Below are 20,844 nucleotides of genomic sequence, written 5' to 3' on the forward strand. Positions count from 1 at the left end.
ACCATGCCAGCTACCCACGTCTACGCCAACGGCCAGGAGATCGCCAGCAAGGCGGTCGGCTCTTCCGGAGTGTCGTCGAGCGCGTCGCCCGATCCCTGCTGGAGTCCGCCGGGGCCGGCCGCCGGCCCGGTCGTCATTCCGTACCCCAACACCTGCTTCGCCGACTCCATCGTCAACGGGACGAAGACCGTGATGATCGTCGGCCAGATGGTGGCCATCGAGAACAAGTCGAGGTTCGACACCAGCATCGGGAACGAACCCGCGACGCAGGCCTTCGGCAAGGGCGTCGCGACGGGCGTCATCAAGGGGAAGGCGTACTTCACCAACTGGTCGAGCGACGTGGTGTTCGAGGGCTTCGGCGTGCCGCGCAACCTGGACCTGGTCACGCATAACCACGGCTCGATGCCGAGCAACACGCCGACGTTCCCGTATGTCTCGCGGGGGATGCTGGGCGGGCATGCGTGCAAGGACGAGGACACGCGGATCGAGCGAGCCTGCGAACCGGAGAAGGATCATTCGGAAACGCGCAAGACGCTGAAAAAGCAGAGCAAGATGGCGCAACTCCTGGCCAAGTTCCGCAAGAGGGACGGGGCAGGGCGACGCGACAGTTCCGGCTCGCACTGGACGGACGATCATTGCGACGGCCTGGACTTGATGCTGAACACCCACGAGGCCGCGCAGCAGTACGCTGAAAAGATGCAGGAGTCGTTCAAGAACCTGCCGAGCGAACTGGATCTGATGAACGCGTTGAAGGACCAATTGACGGACATGGCCTTCAACGCGGGTGCGAATGCCGCGGCGAAATGGGGCGCAAAGGCTGGAGCGAAGCAGTTGGCGGGAAGCGCGGTGCCTGCATGGGGCAATGCGGTCATGGCGGTCTGGTCGGTTGTGGACGCCGCAGTGGCGATCGGCGATGTGGCGGAGATCCGCGCCGTTGCCGTGGAGTCGCTGGAGCGGCTCGAGGTGCTGACCAACAAGGCGAAAGACCTGCAGGGGCTGGCGAACAAGTTCGGCGACGTGAGCAAGCTCTCAGGGGAGGAAGTCCTGAAGCTGGCCACCGAGGGCCAGGACATGCTGGCGACCTTGAATGACTGCACTCGCGCGCGGAAGTGCAACCTCGTGCCCTACAAGAACAAGGGCTTTCCCGGTACCAGCAAATCGAACGCTGAGCCCGCGAACGGAGGGGGATGCTGTGGCGGCCAGACGGGGCACCATTTGATACCGGAAGGTTCGCTGCAGAAGCAATGCGGCAAGTACAACCACAACGCGGCTCCGACGGTCTGCGTGGAGGGCTTCAGCCAGAACCATGGCAGCCACAAGCGGGCGCACCAAGCCTTGGCCAAGCAGCACGAACTCAAGAGTTTGGCTGGGAAGGTCGCGCCTGATGGCACGATGTCGATGGATGACGCGATCGATGCCGCTGCAAAGTCGCACAAGGCCGCTTTCCCCTTGTCCAACTGTTCCATGGAATGCATTCGGGAGCAGTTGAATTCGTATTACAAAGGCGTGTGCCCCGGTGCTCGGCCGGGAATGGTCGACGATCAGGCGAAGAGCATTACGCCTCCGCCGTCCCCAACGCCGACCCCATCCAAGCGTGGAAACTCGAAGTAATGAACAGCATGGAACCGGTATTGAATCGATCCGCCTGGGAAGATGTCTTTCAAGGCTATGAAATCGTCGGAGTTGCCATTCGCGACCGCGACTCTCTCCAGACGCTCGCTCGAAAGGCGGTGACGCCGGAGGAGGGCTCGCATCTGCTCGATGGGCAGATCCCGACTCGGATCGCGTCCATCTTTCTCCTGGATCCCGAGGATGACAACGTCGGGTTCCAGGACCTTGAGGGCTTCCCTTATCCGAAGCTCGGTGTGAGTCGAACGCCGTTCGAACGACCAGGGGGGCTGGTCACTGCCATGGGCATGGACGGCGACACCTGGCCGTTCGGTGGCGGAAACGGCCCGTTGGAGAAGATTGCGGCCGGCGCCCGGCCAGCCACGCAGCGCCTCAAGTGCCTGTTCGGCTACACCTATTCGGTGGGCCTTGGTCGCAGGATCTACCGGCGGGATGCGGTCGGGAACTGGTCGCGCATCGAGGGCATCCCGATGTCCGCGGACGAGGACGAACTGCAAGCGGCCGGCTTCGGCGATATCGATGCGTTCTCGCCTTCCGATATCTATGCCGTTGGAGGTCACGGCGACGTCTGGCATTTCAACGGCCGGGAATGGCGCCAGATGGGTTTCCCGACAAACGAGCAGCTCGCGACGGTCACGTGCGCGGGCGACGGTAATGTGTATGTGACCAGCGAGGGCGGAAGCCTGTGGGTCGGTCAACACTCGACGTGGCGACTTCTTGAAAAGCGCGAATCGTCCGTGCTCTGGAACGATGTGCGCTGGTTCAACGGTCAACTGTGGCTGGCTTCCGACTACCAACTGCGCGTCTGGAACGGTCAGGAAATCGTGCCGCCCGAGCACGCGGGGGGGACCATCCTCGCGTCCGGCCACATGGACGCGCACGACGGCTTGCTCGTTGTCGCGGACCTGTGGACGGTCTCGACTTTTGACGGCAAGACCTGGCGCAAGGTCGTCGCGCCATACAAGGACTGATCCGAAGAACGGCTGGCCCGTATGCATGCGACTACGCACGATTCCATGGTGAATCCGGTTCTTAGCCGTTCTGCCTGGGAAGACGCCTACAAGGGGTATGAGATCACCGGCGTCGCGATCCGCAATCGCAACACGCTGCAGACTCTCTCCCGGCAGGCAACACCTCATGACGAGGCAACCCATCTGCTCGACGGTCGGATCCTGACCAGGGTCGCGACCATCTTTCTCGACGATCTCTCCGAGGACGACGTTGGTTTCCGCGATATCTCCGGGATGACGCATCCTCGACTAGGCGTGTCCCGTGCATCGTTCCATGACGGCGTCCTCGTCGCATCGATGGATCGCGACGGCGATGTCTACCCCGTGGGCGGCGGGCTCGACGGCCCATTCGAAAAGATCGATGCCGGCCGCTGGCCGGGCCTGCAGCGACTGCGTTGCATTGGTGATCAGACCTTCGCCGTGGCGCTGGCCCGTCGCCTCTACAGGCGGGTCGCCGTGGGCAAATGGGAACAGCTCCCCGGTATCCCGATGTCCACGCGAGAAGCGGAGATCAAAGGGGCGGGTTTCCGTGATGTCGATGCCTTCGCCGAGTCCGACATGTACGCCGTCGGCGGTCACGGCGACGTCTGGCATTTCAACGGTCGAGAGTGGCGCCAGATGGACTTCCCGACGAACGAGCAACTGGCGACGGTGACTTGCGGCGGCGACGGGAACGTGTACATCACCGGCGAAGGCGGCAGCCTGTGGGTGGGGCAGCAGTCCACCTGGCGCCTGCTGGAACAGCGCGGCTCCAGCATCCTGTGGAACGACACGCGCTGGTTCAACGGTCAGCTCTGGCTCGCTTCCGACTACCAGCTGCGCGTGTGGAACGGGCACGAGATCGTGGCGCCCGAGCACGAGGGCAAGCCCATCCTGGCTTCGGGCCACATGGACGCGCACGACGGTTTGCTTGTTGTCGCGGACCTGTGGACGGTCTCGACTTTCGACGGCAAGACCTGGCGCAAGGTCGTTGCCCCCTACAAGAACTGACGGCCCCGCTGTCCGCACCCGAACTCATGCCCGAGGAACAGATGGATTCCGTCGCACTGGACCGCCCCTTCGTCTCGCCCATCGTGGCGCGGCATGTGGAAGACGCCGCGTTCTACTGGACGACGCTGGATCGCCCGGCAGAGGCCACGCATCTCGGCGCCGAGCGGGCCCGGCACTTCGCGCATCTGCTCGAGGCCAATCTCGAAGGCCTGCGCCTGAATACGCCGTTGTCGTACGAACTGGCCATCGCCGGTCTCGACCGCTGGGGCAAGGCCGGGGAGGCCTTCGTGGCGATGTATTGCGCGTTGCTCGGCGATTCGGATTCGCGTGATGACCGGATCGGGCGCGTCCTGCGCACGATCCGTCGCCATCCGGATGTCGTGCTGCGCGGAGCGGCTTCCGCGTTGGCATGGGCCAGCGAGACCGATGCCGCGGCCTGGCTCGACAAGGCCTGGACGAGTGAGGAATCGGTGGACCTCGTGCTCGCCTTGCGGGCAAGCGCACTGCGCGGCACGGTGCCCGAATCGGCTTCCGTGCTGCTTCAACACGCCGACGCCCATGTCCGTGCCGCCGCCTGTCGCGCTGTCGGACGGGAGCGGCCAGGGCTGCTTCGGCCGCTGTTCGAGGACTCGTCGAGCGCCGTCCGCGCCGAGGCCGTGATCGCCTGGCATGCGGGCTCAGCCCGGGAAGCCCGCAGTCCCGACGTCGTGGTGCGCCTGTCGGGTCTGCTCTGGCAATGCGCCGTGGAACAGACCGATGTGCTCGCCAAGGCGACCGGCTGGTATCGCGTGCCGGCGCGACGCCGTCTGGACCGCTGGCTCCGAGAACTCGCCGCCATGCTGCCGATCGGTCATCCCGAGACGGGGCGGCTGGTGGCGCGTCTTCCGGTGAGGCAGGCGCTCAATTTCTCGCTGAGTCATGGCGACCCGGCGCTGCTCGACTTCGTCGTGTCCGCGATGCAGGATCCGGCGCAGGGTCGTTGGGCTGGATGGGTCTGGCAGTGCCTCACGGCCGTCGATCTGGCCGGAGAAGGGCTCACGGCCGAGGAGCCAGCCTTCGATCTCGACGCACCGATGACAACGGAGCGCCGCGATGCCGACGCCGGCCTTCCTCTGCCGGACGTCACGCGCGTCCGCGCGCATCCGGCCAGCCGTCACACGTGGCCGCGCGACCAGCGGCTGCTGCTGGCGAATCCCGTGCATCCGCACCTCCTGCGGGACATCCTCGACCCGACGCGCGACCACGCCCAGGCCCTGCGATTCATCGCGGCCGACGCATTGACGCGGATGCATCCCGAATACGCGGTCGACCTGCGCGCGAGCCCTGGGCATCAGGCGCGTCAACTCCGCCGCATCGGTCTCGAGCAGGCCGCCTGACATGCCGACCTTCGATCCTTGGAACGACGCGCAGGCGCTGGCCCGTCAACTCGCACGGTCCGACGCGGAGCTGCTGGTCATCATCGGCGCCGAGGCGTGGTGCCCGAAGTGTCTGCGACTGCGGCCGCTCTTCGACGCGCTCTGCGCGGATGCGATGCCGACCCAAGTCGCCTGGATGTGGCTGGATCTGGAGGATCACGCCGAGTTCCTGAACGGCTTCATCCCTCCGGACCTGCCGCTGCTGCTCCGATGGCGTCAGGGCGTCTGCGTGCAGGCGGCTATCGTGGAGGACATCGATCTCGACGCGCCTCCGGCTGAGCGCGTTAGCCTGAAGCCGCTCGCGATCGAGGGCAGCCAAGTTCGAAATCCACATCAGGGCGAACTGACGGAACTCCCTTGGCTATGGGTGGAATTCGCTTCCACGTCCTGGGCGGCGGGCTCGTGAGCAAGTCGGTCACGCCGACTGCTTGACCTTGCCGCGGAAAGAGGACTGGAGATGAGGGACGAAGGTGATCGCCGGACCAAGCTGTCCACAAACGCATGCATCAACAAGACATGAACATCGACACCCTGCTGCGAGCCCTTGGGTCCTACTTTGGCGAGGCATCTTTGGCCCTGTTCCTTCACTCCGTCGCCGTCGATGGGGCGCCTGAACTGCCGGAGGGGGACGACACGACCTTTCTGAAAAAGGCTGAGGCCGGGCTTGAACTCACATTCACCGGCGAGCAGTTCATGACCGTCAAGCTCCGCAAGTATCCAGAAGGCGCGTTGGTGTTGACGAACGTTCGCTTCTACGGCGCGGGCGCGGGGGCGGAAGACTTCTGCCCATACACCGGTGAACTTCCGTACGGCTTGGACTTCAGCGCGACGCTCGACGACCTGATGAAGGTGCTCGGAGCGCCCGGATGGAAAGGTCCGAACGGCCATCGTTTCCGTTGGGATCGCGACGGACACGCCCTCTTTGCAACGCTGGGCGCAGGCGGAGAACTGCAGATACTGGCAGTCCAGTTGCCCGTGAAGAGATGATTCCGCATGAACGCAGATCAATTGTTTGTCCTGGTAGGAATGACCAACACCGATGCGGCCGTGATCGACGCCATCAGGGCCAACGGTGGATCCGTGGATGCCTTGTCTCCGAAGAAGCTGAAAGACCTGACCCTCGACTTCGTGCAGTTCAATGAACTGGGCATCTCGCTCGCGCTCACGCCGAGGGAGTTCTACTCGCGGAACTATCGCGATCCGCTCGGGGCCGGTCCGTATGCGATGAGCGGCGTTTTCTACTATCCCAATGGCGCCGCCAAGGTTGCTGCGTACCCGGGATCCATTCCCTTCGCTGAAGGACCAGTGAACACGCGCGAGAAAGCCTTGATGGCCTTCGGTGATCCTCAGGAGACCGAGGAGGAGGACGGCGACATCTACTGGGATATCTGGATGAGGGATGGCCGCCAGATCAAGGTGGACTACAACGATGCGTTGGCGGTGAAAACTGTTCTCCTATCGTTCCCGATGAAGGCCTGACAGGCGGGGCCGACGTCACGGAAGGGTTCGACGACGCGAATCCTGGGTCAGTCTGGACTTGGGCTTCGCCGAACGGCGCCCCGGCGGCCTGAGTTCCATCCTGATCGCCCGCCCGGCCCGGTGACCCCATTACGGGGTATCGTTCAGCCTCATGACCACCACCTCCATCCTGACGCTCCCAGAGCTCCCGAGCCTCCTCGGCCTGACCGAAGTCGACGTTCCGCTCATCGCTGCCGTGCTCGCGCACACCACGCCCGCCGGCACGCCCGCGCCGACCGAGCTCTCCCAGAAGCGCAAGAAAGAGATTCGCGCCGGCTTCGTGCATCTGAAGGAGGCCGGCGTCGTGCTGTCCTTCTCCCCGCGCGAGACACACGCGGTCGACTACGGCGAGCCCCTGGGCACCGGCACCCACGTGCTGAGCGCGATCTTCTACTACCCCGAAGGCAGCGAGGAAGTCGATCCCTACAAGGGCAACGGCCCGTTCGCGACCACGCCGGTGACCACCCGCGAGGCCGCCACCGCCGCTTACGGCGAAGCCGTCGACGGCGAGGAGGAAGAGGGCGTCTTCGAGTGGGAGCAGTGGGAAGTCGAGGGCCGTGAGGTCACCGCCGACTACGACGACGACGGCGCCGTGCTGACGATCACCGTCTCGCTGACGCTGCCGATGTAACGATGACGAACGTGCGCCGCCGCACGCAGCGGCGCACGCGTCACCCACACCGGTGACATGCCACGGTCCCCCCCGCGCCGGCCGCCGCGGTTGCCGCGGCTGCAAGGCGGGAGGGGCCGCTAGGCGTAAACCGCAGCCATAGCGGCGCTATGGCGAGGATTTGCAACGACGCGGACTGCCCGCCTTGCGGCCGTGGCAACCGTGGCGAATGACTTTGGTCGCTTTCGGCGTAGTTCGCCCGAGCCTACCGTGAAGGTCCGATTGCTCCGGTCCGCCTTCACGGTCCGCCCATGGCAGCTCCATTCCGCCTCAAGACCGCCCTCGACGACGACGTCCTCCGCGTCCACGCCTGCGCGTCGCGCGAAGCGTTGAGCGACCTCGGCGAGACCACGCTGACCCTGCTCAGCGAGCGCAAGGACATCCGCGCCTCGGAACTGCTCGGCAAGTCCGCGACGCTGACCATGGCCCTGCGCGACGACGCGCCCCGCCACCTGGCCGGCTACGTGACCCGCTTCGCGCAGACCGGCTTCGAGGGCAAGCACACCGTCTACCAGATGACGATGCGCCCCTGGCTGTGGCTGCTCACGCGCACCGCCGACTGCCGCATCTTCCAGGAGATGACCGTCCCCGACATCGTCAAGGCGGTCTTCGACGACCACCCGGTCGCGCGCCACGAGTTCAAGCTGATGCGCGCCTACCGCCCCTGGACCTACTGCGTCCAGTACCGCGAGACCGACTTCAACTTCGTCGCCCGGCTGCTCGAGAACGAGGGCATCTACTGGTACTTCACCCACGACGAGTCCGGCCACACGCTGGTGCTGACCGACGCCGCCTCCGCCCACGACTGCGCCCCGGACTGCGAGACCCTGCCGTTCTACGGCGGCGTGAACAACGCGCCGCCCGAGCTCGAGTACGTCGACACCTGGGTCACGCAGGAGAGCCTCAAGCCCGGCAAGGTCGTCATCACCGACTACGACTTCGAGCGGCCCTCGACCTCGCTGGAAACGCAGCTGGACCGCGCCCGCGACTACGACCTGTCCGACGGCGAGGTCTTCGACTACCCCGGCGGCTACGTGCAGGGCAGCGACGGCGCGCAGTACGTCGAGGACCGCCTTGACGAGATCCAGACCGCCTTCGCCCGCTTCGACGGCGACACCAACGCGCAGGGCGTGCGCACCGGCCATCTGCTGTCGCTGAGCCGCCATCCGCGCGACGACCAGAACGCGAAGTACCTCGTCACCGGCACGGTCACGCAGCTGCGCCAGGCGTCGACGGAGTCGGCCTCCGGCGAGTCCGAGCTGCGCTGCCGCTTCAACGCCATCCCCGCCGACCAGCAGTTCCGCCCTGAGCGCCGCACGCCCAAGCCGATGGCGCCGGGCCCGCAGACCGCGATCGTGACGGGGCCGTCGGGCGAGGAGATCTTCACCGACAAGTACGGCCGCGTGAAGGTGCAGTTCCACTGGGACCGCCGCGGCCAGCGCAACGAGACCAGCTCCTGCTGGATCCGCGTGTCGCAGCCCTGGGCCGGCAAGGGCTGGGGCGGCGTGTCCATCCCGCGCATCGGGCAGGAGGTGGTGGTCGACTTCGTCGAGGGTGACCCCGACCAGCCGCTCATTACCGGCCGCGTCTACAACGCCGAGCAGATGCCCCCCTACGGCCTGCCCGCCGCCGCCGTCATCAGCGGCATGAAGTCCAAGACCCACAAGGGCGCCGGCTACAACGAGATGTCGATGGACGACACCGCCGGCAAGGAGATGATCACGATCCACGGCCAGTACGACATGGCCACCACGATCGAGCACGACCAGACCTCCACCATCCACAACAACCGCACCGACACGGTCGACGTGGACGACTCGGAGACCGTGGGCAACAACCAGACGCAGACCGTCGGCGTGAACCAGACGATCAGCGTCGGATCGAACCGCTCGAAGACGGTCGGCGCCAACGAGACCACCTCGGTCGGCGCCAGCCGCACCGAGACCGTCGGCGCGGCCGAGACCATCACCATCGGCGCGCATCGCACCGAGACCGTCAACGGCGGCGAGACGGTGACGATCAACGCCGGCCAGACGGTCACCGTCAACGGCGTGCGCAGCCACACCGTCAACGGTGCGCAGACCACCACCGTCTCGCTGGCCGAGGCCCACACGGTCGGCGCGGCGCGCATGCACACCGTGGGCGCGGCGGAAGCGATCAACGTCGGCGGCGCGCAGATGGTGTCCATCGGCGGGCTGCAGCGGGTCAACGTCGGCGCGCTGCAGTCGATCGGCGTCGGCGGTCCGCACAAGCTGTCGGCCGCGACCATCGGGCAGACCGCCAAGGGCACCTACAAGACCAAGGCCGGCGGCAGCGCCACGATCGAGGCGCCATCGATCACGCTCAAGGCCGGCGGCAGCAAGATCGTGATGGACTCGAGCGGGATCACGATCACCGCATCCAAGATCACCATCAAGGCCAGCGGCACGGTAGGCATCAAGGGCAGCGGCGGCGTCGCCGTCAAGGGCGCCAAGATCGGAGAGAACTGACATGGCCGAACAAGCAGGCAACGCGGGGCCCCTGGGTGCCGCTCCCAGTCCCAACCGCCGTCGCGGCGATCCGACCCGCGCGGCCGTCGCCGCCGCCGAGCACCTGATGGACCGCATGCGGCTCGTCGACGCCGGCGTGCTGGTCGGCATGTTCTGCGGCTTCGACGCGCAGGGCCGCTTCCTGGTCCGCATGGCCAAGGGCCTGCCGCCCGTCGTGGCGATGTCCGTCGTCGGACTGAAGGTCGAGGACGAGGGCGACGAGGTCATCGTCTCGCTCGAGCGCGGCGATCCGACCCGGCCGGTCATCCTGGGCCGCGCGATGCGCCATGCGGAGCCCGAGGCGCCGCGACGCGGCGCCCGTGCGGCCCACGCCGCGCGCGAACTCGAGCTGGAAGCGCGCGGGGCCGCGCCCGAACCTGAACCCGAAGTCGACCCCGAGGGTGCGCCTGCCGGGACGGCCGGATCCGCGCTGACGCGACGGGGTCAGACCGTGACGGTCGACGGCGAACGCGTCGTGCTCAACGGCGCGAAGCAGGTCGAGCTGCGCTGCGGCGAGGCCAGCATCGTGCTGACCGCCGCCGGCAAGATCCTGATCCGGGGCACCTACGTGCTGAGCCGCTCCAGCGGCGCGAACCGCATCAAGGGTGCGTTCGTCGACATCAACTGACGGCCCCGGACCCCGTCAGGATTCCCCATGTGGCAACTGCAGAACCGCACGCCGTTCGCCGCCGAGCGCGGCTGGGTGCGCGATCGCGACGGCACCGAGATCTGGCTGGTGGCCGTGAAGGCGAGCTTCACGCTGCAGGCGGACGGTACGCCGCGCGTGGCCGAGACGCAGCCCGAGGTGCTGCGCGGTCCGGCGCATCGCGGTGACGCGGCCTCGACCAGCCTGTCGGCGGACGCGGACCTGATCCGGACCAAGATCGCGACCGACGTGATCGTCGATGGACAGGCCCATGCGCCCGGCGGCACGCCGGTGACGGAGCTGGACGTCGGCGTGGCGGTGGGCGGCCGCGCGAAGGTGCTCAAGGTTTTCGGCGATCGCGTCTGGTCTGGCCGCAGCATCGGCCGTCCGACGCCGTTCACGGCGATGCCCCTCGTGTGGGAGCGCGCCTTCGGCGGCGTCGATCCCCAGGCCGATCCCGCGACCTGGGACGAGCGCAATCCGCTGGGGCAGGGCTACGCGGTCGACGGCGACCATGTCGACGGCCGCCCGCTGCCCAACATCGAGGATCCCGACCATCTGATCCGTGGCTGGAAGGACCGGCCCGTGCCGGCCGGTTTCGGCGCGCTGTGCAGCCACTGGACGGAACGCCGCCGCTTCGCCGGCACCTACGACGAGCGCTGGCAGCGCGAGCGCCTGCCGCTGCTGCCCGACGACTTCGACGACCGCCACTACCAGTGCGCGCCGCCGGACCAGCAGCATGCGGGCTTCCTGCGCGGCGGTGAACCGGTCGCGCTGCTGAACCTGTCGCCGGGCGGCGGACAACTTCGCTTCGCCTTGCCGCGCGTGTTCCTCGGCCTGGAGACCTTCTTCAACGACGGCCACCGCGAGCAGCATCCGCCGCCGAAGCTGCACACCGTGATCCTGGCGCCGGATGAGCGCCGGGTGTCGCTGGTCTTCCACAGCGCGCTGCCGTGCCATCCGCGCGTGCTCAAGCTGGACCGCACGCGGATCTGGCTCAAGCAGGATCTGCGCGACGGCGTGCTCGGGGCGCCGATGCCCGACGAGGCCGATGCCTCCGGCCATCGGACGGAGGCGGCCTGAGATGCGCCAGGAATCGACTGCTCCGCCATCGCCAGCCGCATCGGCGCCGCCGGCGCTGCGCGTCCTGGCGATCGGCGCCTTCACCCCGGTGGGCGGCGATGCGCGCTCGACCGCCGCCGCGGTGCGCGCGGGGCTGTGCGGCTTCAGCGAGCACGCCTACATGATCGACACCGCCGGCGAGCCGATGCGCGTGGCGCGGGTGGCCGGCGTCGACGACGCCCTGCGCGGCGCGGAACGCCTGGTCGCGCTGCTGGCGCCCGCGTTGACGGAAGCCTTGGCGGGTGTGCTCGCGCCAGGCGGTGCGGCGACGGCGGCCCGCGATGGGCGCGACGGCCGCATCGGCGTCGCCATCGCCTTGCCGCCTGCGCGTCCTGGCGGTCCGGACGCCGCCGACGACGCCGTGCGCGCGCTGTGCCGCGAACGTCTCGGCGCGCGGCTCGGCCCGTGCCAGCTCTTCGCCAGCGGCCATGCGGGCGGCTTCGAGGCGCTTGACCAGGCGCGCGCCTGGCTGCGCGGCGGGCAGGTCGACGCGGTCGTCGTCGCGGGCGTGGACTCGTATCTGGCGCCGGAGACGCTCGAATGGCTCGAGGCCGAAGAGCAGTTGCACGGCGCCGGTCCGTTGAACAACGCCTGGGGATTCATCCCCGGTGAAGCCGCCGGCGCGCTGCTCCTGGCGCGTGCGGGAGAGACCGCCGCGGGCGGCGGCTGGGCGGACGTGCTTGCGGTCGGTCTCGGCCGCGAATCGAAATTGAACAAGAGCGGCGAGGTCTGCATCGGCGAAGGCCTGACGCAGGCCCTGCGCCGCGCGCTCGATGAAATGCCCGCGGGAGGGGTGATCGACAACGTGGTCTGCGACATGAACGGAGAGGCGTACCGCGCCGACGAATACGGTTTCTGCGGGCTGCGCGTGCGCGACCGGCTGCGCGATCCGACGGACTTCCTCGCGCCGGCGGACTGCTGGGGCGACGTGGGCGCGGCGGGCTTGCCGCTGCATCTGCTGCTGGCGGCCTCGGCCTGCCGCAAGGGTCACGCAAAGGGGCCGCTGACGCTGCTTTGGGGCAGCTCGGACGGCGGCGGACGCGGCGCGGCGGTGATCCGCGCCGACGTGGCGGTGCGGGCATGACGATGGACAACGCCCGCTTCGAGCCCGGTGCCCCGGCGCCGGTGACCGCCGACCAGATCGAGACCTACCGCGACGAGGCCGCGTTCCTGTGGACGCAGCGGCGCGACGCGCTCGACGCGCCGCATTACTCGCCGCAACAGTTCGCCGATCTGGACGAACAACTGGCCGCGCAGATCGACGGGCTCGTCGAGGCCGGCGACGAGGCCTGGCCGCCGTGCCAGGCCGCGCTGGTCAACGACTGCGCGGAGGACTTCTTCGTCGCCGGCGTCCTGGCGCTGAACGGACGGCCGGACGACTGGCTGCCGCTGGTGCGGCGCGCCAAGGAAGCGCCCGAGGCGGCGCCAGGTCTTGCCTCGGCGCTGGGCTGGGTCGGCGCCAACGAGGCGCTGAAGGCCGAGGCGCTGATGCCGGCCGACGATTCGCTGAGCCGGCGCCTGACGCTGGAGGCCTACGGCGCGCACCGGCTGGACGCGGGGGAGCGCTGGTCGGTGTCGATGCGGTCGACCAATGCCGGAGAGCGCGCGCGGGCGCTGCGGCTGGCGGGCGAGCTCGGGCGCGTCGAGGGGCTGGAGCCGGTGCTTGGCCTGATCGGCGACGAGAAGAGCGAGCCGCGCTACTGGGCCTTGTGGTCCGGCGTGCTGCTGGGCGATCGCGGCAAGGCCCTGGCCGCGCTGACCGGCGCCGCGCTGCGGCCGGGCACGCGGCAGATGGACGCGTTCCGGCTGGCGGTGCTCGCGCTGCCGGTGCAGGAGGGCCACCGCCTGCTGGTCGAGGCGGAGACGATGGCCGGCGCGGCGCGCCTGCGCATCATCGGCGCGGGGCTGTCCGGCCAGCTGCGCTACCTGCCGTGGCTGATCGACCAGATGACCAAGCCCGCGTCGGCGCGCATCGCGCTGGAGGCCTTCTGCCTGATCGCCGGCGCCGACGTGAACACGGACGGCCTGGAGGCGCCGCCGCCTGAGGACTTCGACGAGGGCCCCAACGAGGACCCGGAGGACGACGACGTCGAGGTGCCGGTGGACGTCGCGCTGCCGTGGCCCAACGTCGAGCAGGTGCGGGCCTGGTGGCTGGCGCATCAGTCGCGGCTGCCGACACTGTCGCCGGACGGACGGCTCTTCCTCGGCCAGCCGCTGAGCGAGGTGCACTGCCTGCGCGTGCTGCACGGCGGACGGCAGCGGGCGAGGGTGCTCGCCGCGCTGCACCTGTGCCTGCTGCGGCCGGGGACGCCGCTGTTCCCGGTCGATGCGCCGGCGTGGCGGCAGCGCAGGTTGCTGGACCGTTTCGGCGCTGGGGACTGAGGTCATGCCGGCCACCATCAAGGTCAATGGCACCGTGAATTCGCTGGTGCACAAGTTCAGCAACGGCATCAGCATCGCGACGCTGCCCGACGTCTGCAAGACGCCCAGTCCGGGCGGCCCCGTGCCGATCCCGTATCCCAACATCGCCCAGTCGATCACGCTGTCCGACGGCACGACGACGGTGAAGGGCGACAAGACGATGGCCGCCGTCAAGGGCTCGAAGTTCGCGATGTCCAACGGCGACAACCCGGGCGTGGCCGGGGGGGTGAAGTCCAGCACCTTCATGAAGGAGGCGACCTGGATCCTCTACTCGTTCACCGTCAAGATGAACAAGAAGAACGCCGCGCGCTTCATGGACAAGATGTTCCACAACCATGAGAACGCGGCGAATCTGAGCGGGGCGATCAATCCGCCCGTGACGATCGAGGTGTTCGAGGCGATCCTGAAGGAATGCATCGAGTCCGCCGCGGCGACGGTCAATAAGAAGCATCTGGGCAGCCCGAGCGGACCGAAGTCCAAGGCGGCCTGGTTGAAGTTCTGCAAGAGCGTGGTGGGTCAGGATGCCCGCGGCAAGGACATCACGGGCGCGATGCAGCGCGGCACCGAGATCGGCGAAGAAGCCGAGGCCTGCGTCAACGAGAAGATGGCGGCACAGGGGCGCGGGAACGAGGCGTCGACCGAGCAGTCCTACAACGGCACTCCCAAGGGGCCGCAGGCAGTCGGCCAACCGGGCGACGTCATCAAGGGTTCGCAGCGGCCGGATGTCGTGCTGCATGCGCCAGGCAACCCGAGCGCCGTGCGCGCGGTCTACGATTTCAAGGCGCCATGCCCGCCGTCGAACATGCCGCACTGGGGCGACCGCGGGGCGTTCGACCAGGGCGAGCTCTATATGCACGTGTTCCGGCAGGTTCCCAAGATCGTGGCGCCCGGATATCGCATCGGACCGTTCGCCTCGTTCGCGATGAAGGGCGTGGCACGCCTGCTCGGCCTGCCGATCTGAATTCCATCGACGCTCGCAGGAGACCCTGACTTGACCGAATCCCTTCCCCTGAACGACGCCGCCGGCGGCGCCTCCTTGCCGCGTTATCGATTGGATGTCGAGGCCGGCGTGCCGGTGTTGCGCGATGGATGGACCGCGGTGTTCTACCTGCCCGCGCCGTGCGAACAGCATCAGGCAGCGGCGGCGCGCTGCATCGCCGAGTACCTTCGACTCGTGCGGCAGCCCGCGCTACGCTGGACCATCGACGAGGAGGGCGAGGCCGTCGAACTCGACGACGCCGCGATCGGGGCGCGCCTGACGGCATTGGCGCAACCGGGCGAAGAGTCGGTCGGTTTCCGACTGATGGACAACCCCGAAGGCGTGAGCGCGCATCGCGTCCGCTACATCGGTCTGCACGCCGACGATCCCATTGCCGCGATGCGGCCGGACGCAGTCGGTCTGCTGCTGCTGACCTACGCGACCGAAACGGTCGAGCGTCTGGGGATGGACTTGCTGACGCGCTTTCACGATGCGGTGGCAACGGCGCTGCCCATCTCCTCCGGCTACCTGTCCCCCGCCTTCATCGCAGCGACAGGCGCCGGCGAGCCCGCAGCCTTCGAGAAGATCCGCGGCTTGTGCCGCCGCTACCGCTGCCTGGACGTGAGTCACGTCTCCATCGATACGCTGACGCTGGGCAACCGTCTGCGCGGTGCGTACTGGCTGAACTACCTGGGTGCGGCCCACGTCCAGGCGCTGGGAGGTCAGGACGCCATCGGCAAGGCGCTGTCGGCGCAGCCGGTGCTGCGTCGCCCATTGGCCGGAGATGTGCTCGCGCTGCAGATGGCCGGCGCTCCGATCTCCGGGGACGTCAACCGTCGCGAGGACGTGGGCGCCTACGCGGCATTGGCGGAGGTCTTCGAGCCGCGGCTGTACGAAGCCGCCATGGCGTTCCCCGAGTTCGAACTCGAAGACACGGCGCACTGGTTCCGGCGCTTCCTTGAGAGCGACACCGCGTAATGCCCGTCACCATCAAGGTCAACGGCACCGTCAACTCGCTGGTCCACAAGTTCAGCAACGGCATCAGCGCGGCCACCATCCCGGACGTCTGCAAGACCCCGAGCCCGGGCGGTCCCGTGCCGATCCCGTATCCCAACATCGCCCAGTCGATGACGCTGTCCGACGGCACGACCACCGTCAAGGGCGACAAGGCGATGGCGGCCATCAAGGGCTCGAAGTTCGCGATGTCCAACGGGGATAATCCGGGCACGCTCGGCGGGGTCAAGTCCAGCACCTTCATGAAGGAGGCGACCTGGATCCTGTACTCCTTCGACACGAAGATGAACGGGAAGAACTGCGCCCGGTTGATGGACAAGATGTTCCACAACCACGAGAACGCGGCAAACCTGGGCGGAGAGATCCAGGGCATCGCGACGGCGGACTTCGCGGCTCGACTGGGGGACAAGGAACTTGCGGACGAGCTCTGTGATGCGGCCTGCCATGTGACGAAGAACTGGAAGCCCGGCATGGGCAAGCGCCAGGACATGATGGCGGAGCGCCTCAGTTCGTCATCATTCAAGACGCATGGGGGAAACTTCACCACCTACACGGCGAAGAACCCGAGACTGCTGCTGGAGGCTCCCGCGCTGTCGCCGATGACGCCAGGCGATCCGATGATCATGCTGGTCTCGATGACCGGTCGCACGATCGCCGGGACGACGGCGCTGACCAGCATGGCGCCGGGTGTCGCCGCCTTTGGTGGCATCGCCAAGGAGGCGCTGGCCCTTGGCGGTCGCTTGACGATCTGGGATGCCGTGTCGCTCAAGTCGCCGGCCGGGGGCATCGCGCCGGGCAACATCTCGAAGTACATCGAGGTGAAGTTTCCGAAGGACACTCACACCCGCAATCAGCGTTTCACCCGGCGCAACATGAGTCGCGCCGACAAGGACAAGATCGTCGAAATGAAGCCTGACAAGGACTGCGCCTGCACATGACGGGTTGCCAACAATGACTCTCACTGAACTTCGAGAACAAGTGACCGTCGATGAAGACGGTGTCCGACTGGTCGACCTCTGCATCGAGATCGTCCTGCTGCTCGACGGGCCGCTCGCGCCGGCCATGCCGGCGATCCAGCGCCTGTATGACGGCTTCATGCAACGGTTCGGCGCAAGCATCCGTCTCTGCAGCGACTACGACGACGAAGCGATGCGCCCCTTCGAGCCTTCGGAGTGGGCGGACGTTTCGCGCTGGCTCGATGCGGACCTGACGCTGGGCAGCGGCTCCTTCGGTGCGCACTTCCAGGCGGCAGAACCTGACGCTGACGCCACGCCGCCCGCTTTTGACGCGGTGCACTACGCGCCGTCGAGGGAATTGTCGCGGGGTGGCATCCAGATTCTTCTGCCGCTCGATGTCCTGCGTGACGGCCCGGATGCGCTGCGGGAGGTCTTCGCCTCGATGCTTGCAGGGCTGCCGCTCAACTACGGGCTGTGTGGCCCCGCATTCGGCTGGAATGCCGAGCACAACGACGCGACTGACGCGTTCGAGACTCACTCGGTCCCCCGGCTGCTGCGGCATCCGGGACTGGCCATGGGCGACTTCTCGTTCCTGGTGCTTCATGCACCCGCCGGTCTCATGACCATCAACTGGCTCACGGCCTTGGGACCCCGCCATGCGGACCGGCTAGGCGGTGGTGGCGCGTTGAGGGATGTCCTGCCGGCCGATTGCCGGGTGATGGACCTGAAGGACGGCGCGGTGCTTGTCCAAGCGGGCGTTGAGCCGGTCGCCGGAGATGTCAACCGCAACGATCCGTTACCCGTGTACCGGGCTGTTGCGAATGCGCTCCGGCCCGTCTGGGTCAGCGACGAGTATCTGGAAAAGATCAGCTATCCGACGATGGACTCGGAAGTGGGGGACCGCTGGGTCGCGCGCTTCTTCTGAACCGACCAGGGTGGGGCTTAGCGAACTCCAGGACCTTGCTCTGGTGACTTTCGTTCATTGCCCCCGATCCCCGTGACAGGGACGATGCGCATTGGGCGGCGATCCTCGCCGCGGCGAGGCGTTCGATGTCACGAAAAGAAGGCAATCCCCGCTCGGCCAAGCCGGGCAACGCACCGGCGGTGGCCGACGATCCCACGCTCGATCCGGACGCGACACGCATCGTGCCGGCCGGCGCGCCGCTGGACCGCATGCCCCCGAACACCGCCGCCAACCGCGCCGTTCCCGCATCGGCGCCGGATCCGGAGCCGGAGCCGCCTCATGACGAGGGCCCCGAGACGGTCCAGCATGAGCGCGAGATCAGCTTCATCGATCCGACGTTCCCCGACACCTTCTCGATGCGCGCCGGTCGCAAGCCGGCCGACATCCCCGTCGACACCGACCACACCGTCATCGCGCCCGCCCCGCTGCTGACCCCGCGCACGCACGCCGAGAAGCCCGCCCCCTCGACGCCCGCCCCCTCGACGCCCGCCGCCGAATCCGCCATTCCCGCTGAAGCCTCTTCCGTGACTCCTGCCCCGACGCCTTCGGCGCCCGCCCAGCCCGTTCCACCCGTCGCGCCGGTCGAGCCGCCCGCGGCCGCCGCCAAGTCGCTCGCGGACGTCGAGCCCTCGGGCAATGAAACGGTGATCGTTCCCGCGGCGGCACTTGCGTCCGCCGCCAAGGCCACGCCGTCGGCTGCCCCGGCCACGACCTCGTCGCCGTCGGCGCCGGCCGCATCGATCCCGTCGCCCGCGGCGACCGGCAACGAAACCGTGCTCGTTCCGGCCGCGAAGGCCGTCGTGGCGAAGCCGCCCGCCGTCGAGGCGGTGGCCAAGCCGCCCGTGGCGCCCGCGGCCCCCGACGCGACGCCGCCTGTCGTGCCGGTCGCCCCGCCGGTGGCCCCGCCCGCTGCGTCGGTGACGCCGTTCGCCGCGCCCGTGGCCGACGCCGAGGAATCCGAATTCGGCGCGTCCGAATTCGCCGAGACCGTGCTCGATCCCGATGCCGCAGCCGCCGTGGCGGCGCTGCGCGCCCTGCCGCCCGAGCCCGAGCGGCGTCCGTCCACCGGCACGCTGCCGGGCGGCACGCTCGCCGCGAAGGTCGCGAGCAACGAGGCCCCCGTGCGCCAGGTCGGCCGCTTCCAGGTGCTGGACCGCATCGGACGCGGCGGCATGGCCAGCGTGTTCAAGGCCCACGACCCGAGCATCGGCCGCGACGTGGCGATCAAGTTCCTGCACGCCTCGCTGTGCGAGGACGAGGAATACCACGCCCGCTTCCTGCGCGAGGCGCGCGCCTCCGGCAGCCTGTCGCACCCCAACATCGTCACCGTGCACGACGTGGGCGAGGTCGACGGCCGGCCCTACATGGCCATGGAGCTGCTCGACGGCGAGCCGCTGGCCGACCTGCTCGAGCCCGGCACGCCGCTGCCCATCCGCGACACCGTCGTGATGGCCATCCAGCTGGCCCGCGCGCTCGACTACGCGCACAAGCGCGGCATCGTCCACCGCGACATCAAGCCCGGCAACATCGCCCGCGTGCGCGGCACGCTCGACATCAAGGTGATGGACTTCGGCATCGCCCACATGGAGTCCACCAAGGGGGAGCAGCGCACCCGCGTCGGCGACGTGCTCGGCACGCCGCAATACATGGCCCCCGAGCAGATGAACGGCGAGAAGATCGACGGCCGCTCGGACCTGTTCTCGGTCGGCATCGTGCTGTACCAGATGCTCACCGGCGTGCGCCCGTTCACCGGCGACAGCGTGGTGAACCTGGCGCTCAAGATCGCCAAGGACGACCCGACACCGCTCAACAAGCTGCGCCCAGAGATCCCCGCGTCGCTGCGCCGCGTCGTCGACCGCTGCATGGCCAAGGCGCCGGACAACCGCTTCCAGACCGGCGCCGAACTCGCCGATTCGCTGGTCAAGGTGCTCAACGAGATCGACGAGGAAGCGCGCAACAAGGGCCGCTCCAAGCTGATCCCGCTGCGCGTGAAATGGGCCGCGATGATGGCCGGCATCGTCGCCATCGTGATGGCCGTGAGCGGCTCCATCATCAGCCAGCGCCAGAACGCCGCGCTGATGCAGCAGGTGGCCGACTACGGCACCGCGCTGTCGCGCTTCATCGCCGCGCAGAACGCCACCGCGGCGCTGGGCGAGGACTGGGTCTCCGTCGACGTTTCGCTGCAGGAGATCATGAAGACGGGTGACTTCGAGAGCGTCACCGTCATCGACCGCGCCGGCGTGGTCGCCGCGTCCAGCCTGCCCGACACCGTCGGCAAGCCGTATCAGGCGCCGCCGGGCGAGACGCTGGGCGCGCAGGGCGCCGTCAAGCGCACGCGGTATCACGCGGCGGGCGGCGCGGCGATCCTGGGTTTCGATTCGCCGATCACCTTCCAGGACAAGACCGTCGGGCGCGTCGCGCTCGGTTTGCCGGAGCGTCCGCTGGAGAGCGTCGCGCGGCTGTCGCGCACGCTGATGGCGGTGCTCGCGGTGACGACGGTGCTGGCCGTGGCGATCGCGATGTTCTTCGTCGCCAACTGGTTCTCGCGGCCCATCAAGCTGGTCGTGGAGGCGCTGGACGAGATCGGCCGCGGCCGCGTCGACTTCCGCATCCGCGAGCAGCGCAAGGACGAATTCGGCCTGCTCTACGCCGCCTTCGACCGCATGGCGCAGGCGCTGCAGGACAAGCAGGCGCTGGCGGCCTCCGCGGCGAAGGCCGAGGCGCCGACGACGATCGGGCGCAAGTCCGGCGCGCTGGCCGCGGCCCGGCAGCAGGCCGCGGAGGCTGCCCAGGCGGCCCAGGCGGCTCAGGCCTCGTCGGCCGAGCCCAAGGCGCCGGTCGCCGCCGCGCCCTCGGACGAGCAGACCCAGCCCGTCCCGCCGTCTACGCCAGGAGCTGCCTGATGCTCGTGTTGAACGGATTCATGCGCATCGGCATCGGTGCCCCTCGGGGGGGCTCCCTCTCCCGTTTGCAGGAGAGGGC

18 protein-coding genes are annotated in these 20,844 nt (G+C 68.2%); all 18 read left to right on the plus strand.

The window, feature by feature from the left end; translation table 11 throughout:
• The first annotated feature begins 3 nt into the window (after positions 1–3).
• The 18 genes from ACQ4L4_RS06600 (at position 4) to ACQ4L4_RS06685 (ending at position 20,765) form a co-directional block, all read left to right on the plus strand.
• On the plus strand, positions 4–1,611 hold the full coding sequence (locus ACQ4L4_RS06600) for a PAAR-like domain-containing protein (RefSeq protein WP_431103432.1): 1,608 nt from the start codon (positions 4–6) through the stop codon (positions 1,609–1,611).
• The gene (locus ACQ4L4_RS06605) at positions 1,611–2,600 is read left to right on the plus strand and encodes a hypothetical protein (protein ID WP_431103433.1); all 990 of its coding nucleotides are present in this window, start codon (positions 1,611–1,613) and stop codon (positions 2,598–2,600) included. Before ACQ4L4_RS06600 ends, ACQ4L4_RS06605 begins: the two co-directional genes overlap by 1 nt.
• Before the next feature lie 45 nt (positions 2,601–2,645).
• The gene (locus ACQ4L4_RS06610; protein WP_431103434.1) at positions 2,646–3,629 is read left to right on the plus strand and encodes a hypothetical protein; all 984 of its coding nucleotides are present in this window, start codon (positions 2,646–2,648) and stop codon (positions 3,627–3,629) included.
• Complete coding sequence (locus ACQ4L4_RS06615; protein WP_431103435.1) at positions 3,566–5,005, plus strand: hypothetical protein; 1,440 nt, start codon at positions 3,566–3,568, stop codon at positions 5,003–5,005. Before ACQ4L4_RS06610 ends, ACQ4L4_RS06615 begins: the two co-directional genes overlap by 64 nt.
• A gap of 1 nt (position 5,006) precedes the next feature.
• Positions 5,007–5,450: a hypothetical protein gene (locus ACQ4L4_RS06620; RefSeq protein ID WP_431103437.1), complete on the plus strand. Its 444-nt coding sequence runs from the start codon at positions 5,007–5,009 to the stop codon at positions 5,448–5,450.
• Positions 5,451–5,560: 110 nt separating this feature from the next.
• Entirely contained in the window at positions 5,561–6,031 is a 471-nt protein-coding gene (locus tag ACQ4L4_RS06625; RefSeq protein WP_431103438.1) for a hypothetical protein, read from the plus strand.
• A gap of 6 nt (positions 6,032–6,037) precedes the next feature.
• A complete protein-coding gene (locus tag ACQ4L4_RS06630) occupies positions 6,038–6,523 on the plus strand; it encodes a hypothetical protein (protein WP_431103439.1) in 486 nt (161 codons plus the stop codon).
• A gap of 151 nt (positions 6,524–6,674) precedes the next feature.
• The gene (locus tag ACQ4L4_RS06635) at positions 6,675–7,193 is read left to right on the plus strand and encodes a hypothetical protein (protein ID WP_431103440.1); all 519 of its coding nucleotides are present in this window, start codon (positions 6,675–6,677) and stop codon (positions 7,191–7,193) included.
• A 290-nt stretch (positions 7,194–7,483) separates the two neighbouring features.
• Positions 7,484–9,721 (plus strand): type VI secretion system Vgr family protein, encoded by a 2,238-nt coding sequence (locus tag ACQ4L4_RS06640; protein ID WP_431103441.1) that lies wholly within the window; start codon positions 7,484–7,486, stop codon positions 9,719–9,721.
• A gap of 1 nt (position 9,722) precedes the next feature.
• Positions 9,723–10,388, plus strand: coding sequence for a DUF6484 domain-containing protein (locus ACQ4L4_RS06645; RefSeq protein ID WP_431103443.1), 666 nt, complete (start codon positions 9,723–9,725; stop codon positions 10,386–10,388).
• A gap of 27 nt (positions 10,389–10,415) precedes the next feature.
• Positions 10,416–11,489 (plus strand): DUF2169 family type VI secretion system accessory protein, encoded by a 1,074-nt coding sequence (locus tag ACQ4L4_RS06650; RefSeq protein WP_431103444.1) that lies wholly within the window; start codon positions 10,416–10,418, stop codon positions 11,487–11,489.
• 1 nt (position 11,490) lies between these two features.
• A complete protein-coding gene (locus tag ACQ4L4_RS06655) occupies positions 11,491–12,612 on the plus strand; it encodes a beta-ketoacyl synthase N-terminal-like domain-containing protein (protein WP_431103445.1) in 1,122 nt (373 codons plus the stop codon).
• Entirely contained in the window at positions 12,609–13,910 is a 1,302-nt protein-coding gene (locus ACQ4L4_RS06660) for a TIGR02270 family protein (RefSeq protein ID WP_431103446.1), read from the plus strand. The genes ACQ4L4_RS06655 and ACQ4L4_RS06660 overlap by 4 nt, the downstream gene beginning before the upstream one ends.
• A gap of 4 nt (positions 13,911–13,914) precedes the next feature.
• Positions 13,915–14,910 (plus strand): DUF4150 domain-containing protein, encoded by a 996-nt coding sequence (locus ACQ4L4_RS06665; protein ID WP_431103447.1) that lies wholly within the window; start codon positions 13,915–13,917, stop codon positions 14,908–14,910.
• A gap of 30 nt (positions 14,911–14,940) precedes the next feature.
• A complete protein-coding gene (locus ACQ4L4_RS06670) occupies positions 14,941–15,906 on the plus strand; it encodes a type VI immunity family protein (RefSeq protein ID WP_431103448.1) in 966 nt (321 codons plus the stop codon).
• Positions 15,906–16,880, plus strand: a complete 975-nt coding sequence (locus tag ACQ4L4_RS06675) for a DUF4150 domain-containing protein (protein ID WP_377155209.1) — start codon at positions 15,906–15,908, stop codon at positions 16,878–16,880. Before ACQ4L4_RS06670 ends, ACQ4L4_RS06675 begins: the two co-directional genes overlap by 1 nt.
• A 40-nt stretch (positions 16,881–16,920) precedes the next feature.
• Entirely contained in the window at positions 16,921–17,823 is a 903-nt protein-coding gene (locus tag ACQ4L4_RS06680; protein ID WP_431103449.1) for a type VI immunity family protein, read from the plus strand.
• A 125-nt stretch (positions 17,824–17,948) separates the two neighbouring features.
• Positions 17,949–20,765 (plus strand): protein kinase domain-containing protein, encoded by a 2,817-nt coding sequence (locus ACQ4L4_RS06685; protein WP_431103450.1) that lies wholly within the window; start codon positions 17,949–17,951, stop codon positions 20,763–20,765.
• Positions 20,766–20,844: the final 79 nt, after the last annotated feature.

The organism is Roseateles noduli, assembly GCF_050626985.1.
GTDB lineage: Bacteria > Pseudomonadota > Gammaproteobacteria > Burkholderiales > Burkholderiaceae_C > Roseateles > Roseateles noduli_A.

Coding starts and splice junctions, on each gene's coding strand:
- ACQ4L4_RS06600 (WP_431103432.1), top strand. CDS start 4: ATGCCAGCTACCCACGTCTACGCCAACGGCCAGGAGATCGCCAGCAAG.
- ACQ4L4_RS06605 (WP_431103433.1), top strand. CDS start 1,611: ATGAACAGCATGGAACCGGTATTGAATCGATCCGCCTGGGAAGATGTC.
- ACQ4L4_RS06610 (WP_431103434.1), top strand. CDS start 2,646: ATGGTGAATCCGGTTCTTAGCCGTTCTGCCTGGGAAGACGCCTACAAG.
- ACQ4L4_RS06620 (WP_431103437.1), top strand. CDS start 5,007: ATGCCGACCTTCGATCCTTGGAACGACGCGCAGGCGCTGGCCCGTCAA.
- ACQ4L4_RS06625 (WP_431103438.1), top strand. CDS start 5,561: ATGAACATCGACACCCTGCTGCGAGCCCTTGGGTCCTACTTTGGCGAG.
- ACQ4L4_RS06630 (WP_431103439.1), top strand. CDS start 6,038: ATGAACGCAGATCAATTGTTTGTCCTGGTAGGAATGACCAACACCGAT.
- ACQ4L4_RS06635 (WP_431103440.1), top strand. CDS start 6,675: ATGACCACCACCTCCATCCTGACGCTCCCAGAGCTCCCGAGCCTCCTC.
- ACQ4L4_RS06640 (WP_431103441.1), top strand. CDS start 7,484: ATGGCAGCTCCATTCCGCCTCAAGACCGCCCTCGACGACGACGTCCTC.
- ACQ4L4_RS06645 (WP_431103443.1), top strand. CDS start 9,723: ATGGCCGAACAAGCAGGCAACGCGGGGCCCCTGGGTGCCGCTCCCAGT.
- ACQ4L4_RS06650 (WP_431103444.1), top strand. CDS start 10,416: ATGTGGCAACTGCAGAACCGCACGCCGTTCGCCGCCGAGCGCGGCTGG.
- ACQ4L4_RS06655 (WP_431103445.1), top strand. CDS start 11,491: ATGCGCCAGGAATCGACTGCTCCGCCATCGCCAGCCGCATCGGCGCCG.
- ACQ4L4_RS06660 (WP_431103446.1), top strand. CDS start 12,609: ATGACGATGGACAACGCCCGCTTCGAGCCCGGTGCCCCGGCGCCGGTG.
- ACQ4L4_RS06665 (WP_431103447.1), top strand. CDS start 13,915: ATGCCGGCCACCATCAAGGTCAATGGCACCGTGAATTCGCTGGTGCAC.
- ACQ4L4_RS06675 (WP_377155209.1), top strand. CDS start 15,906: ATGCCCGTCACCATCAAGGTCAACGGCACCGTCAACTCGCTGGTCCAC.
- ACQ4L4_RS06685 (WP_431103450.1), top strand. CDS start 17,949: ATGTCACGAAAAGAAGGCAATCCCCGCTCGGCCAAGCCGGGCAACGCA.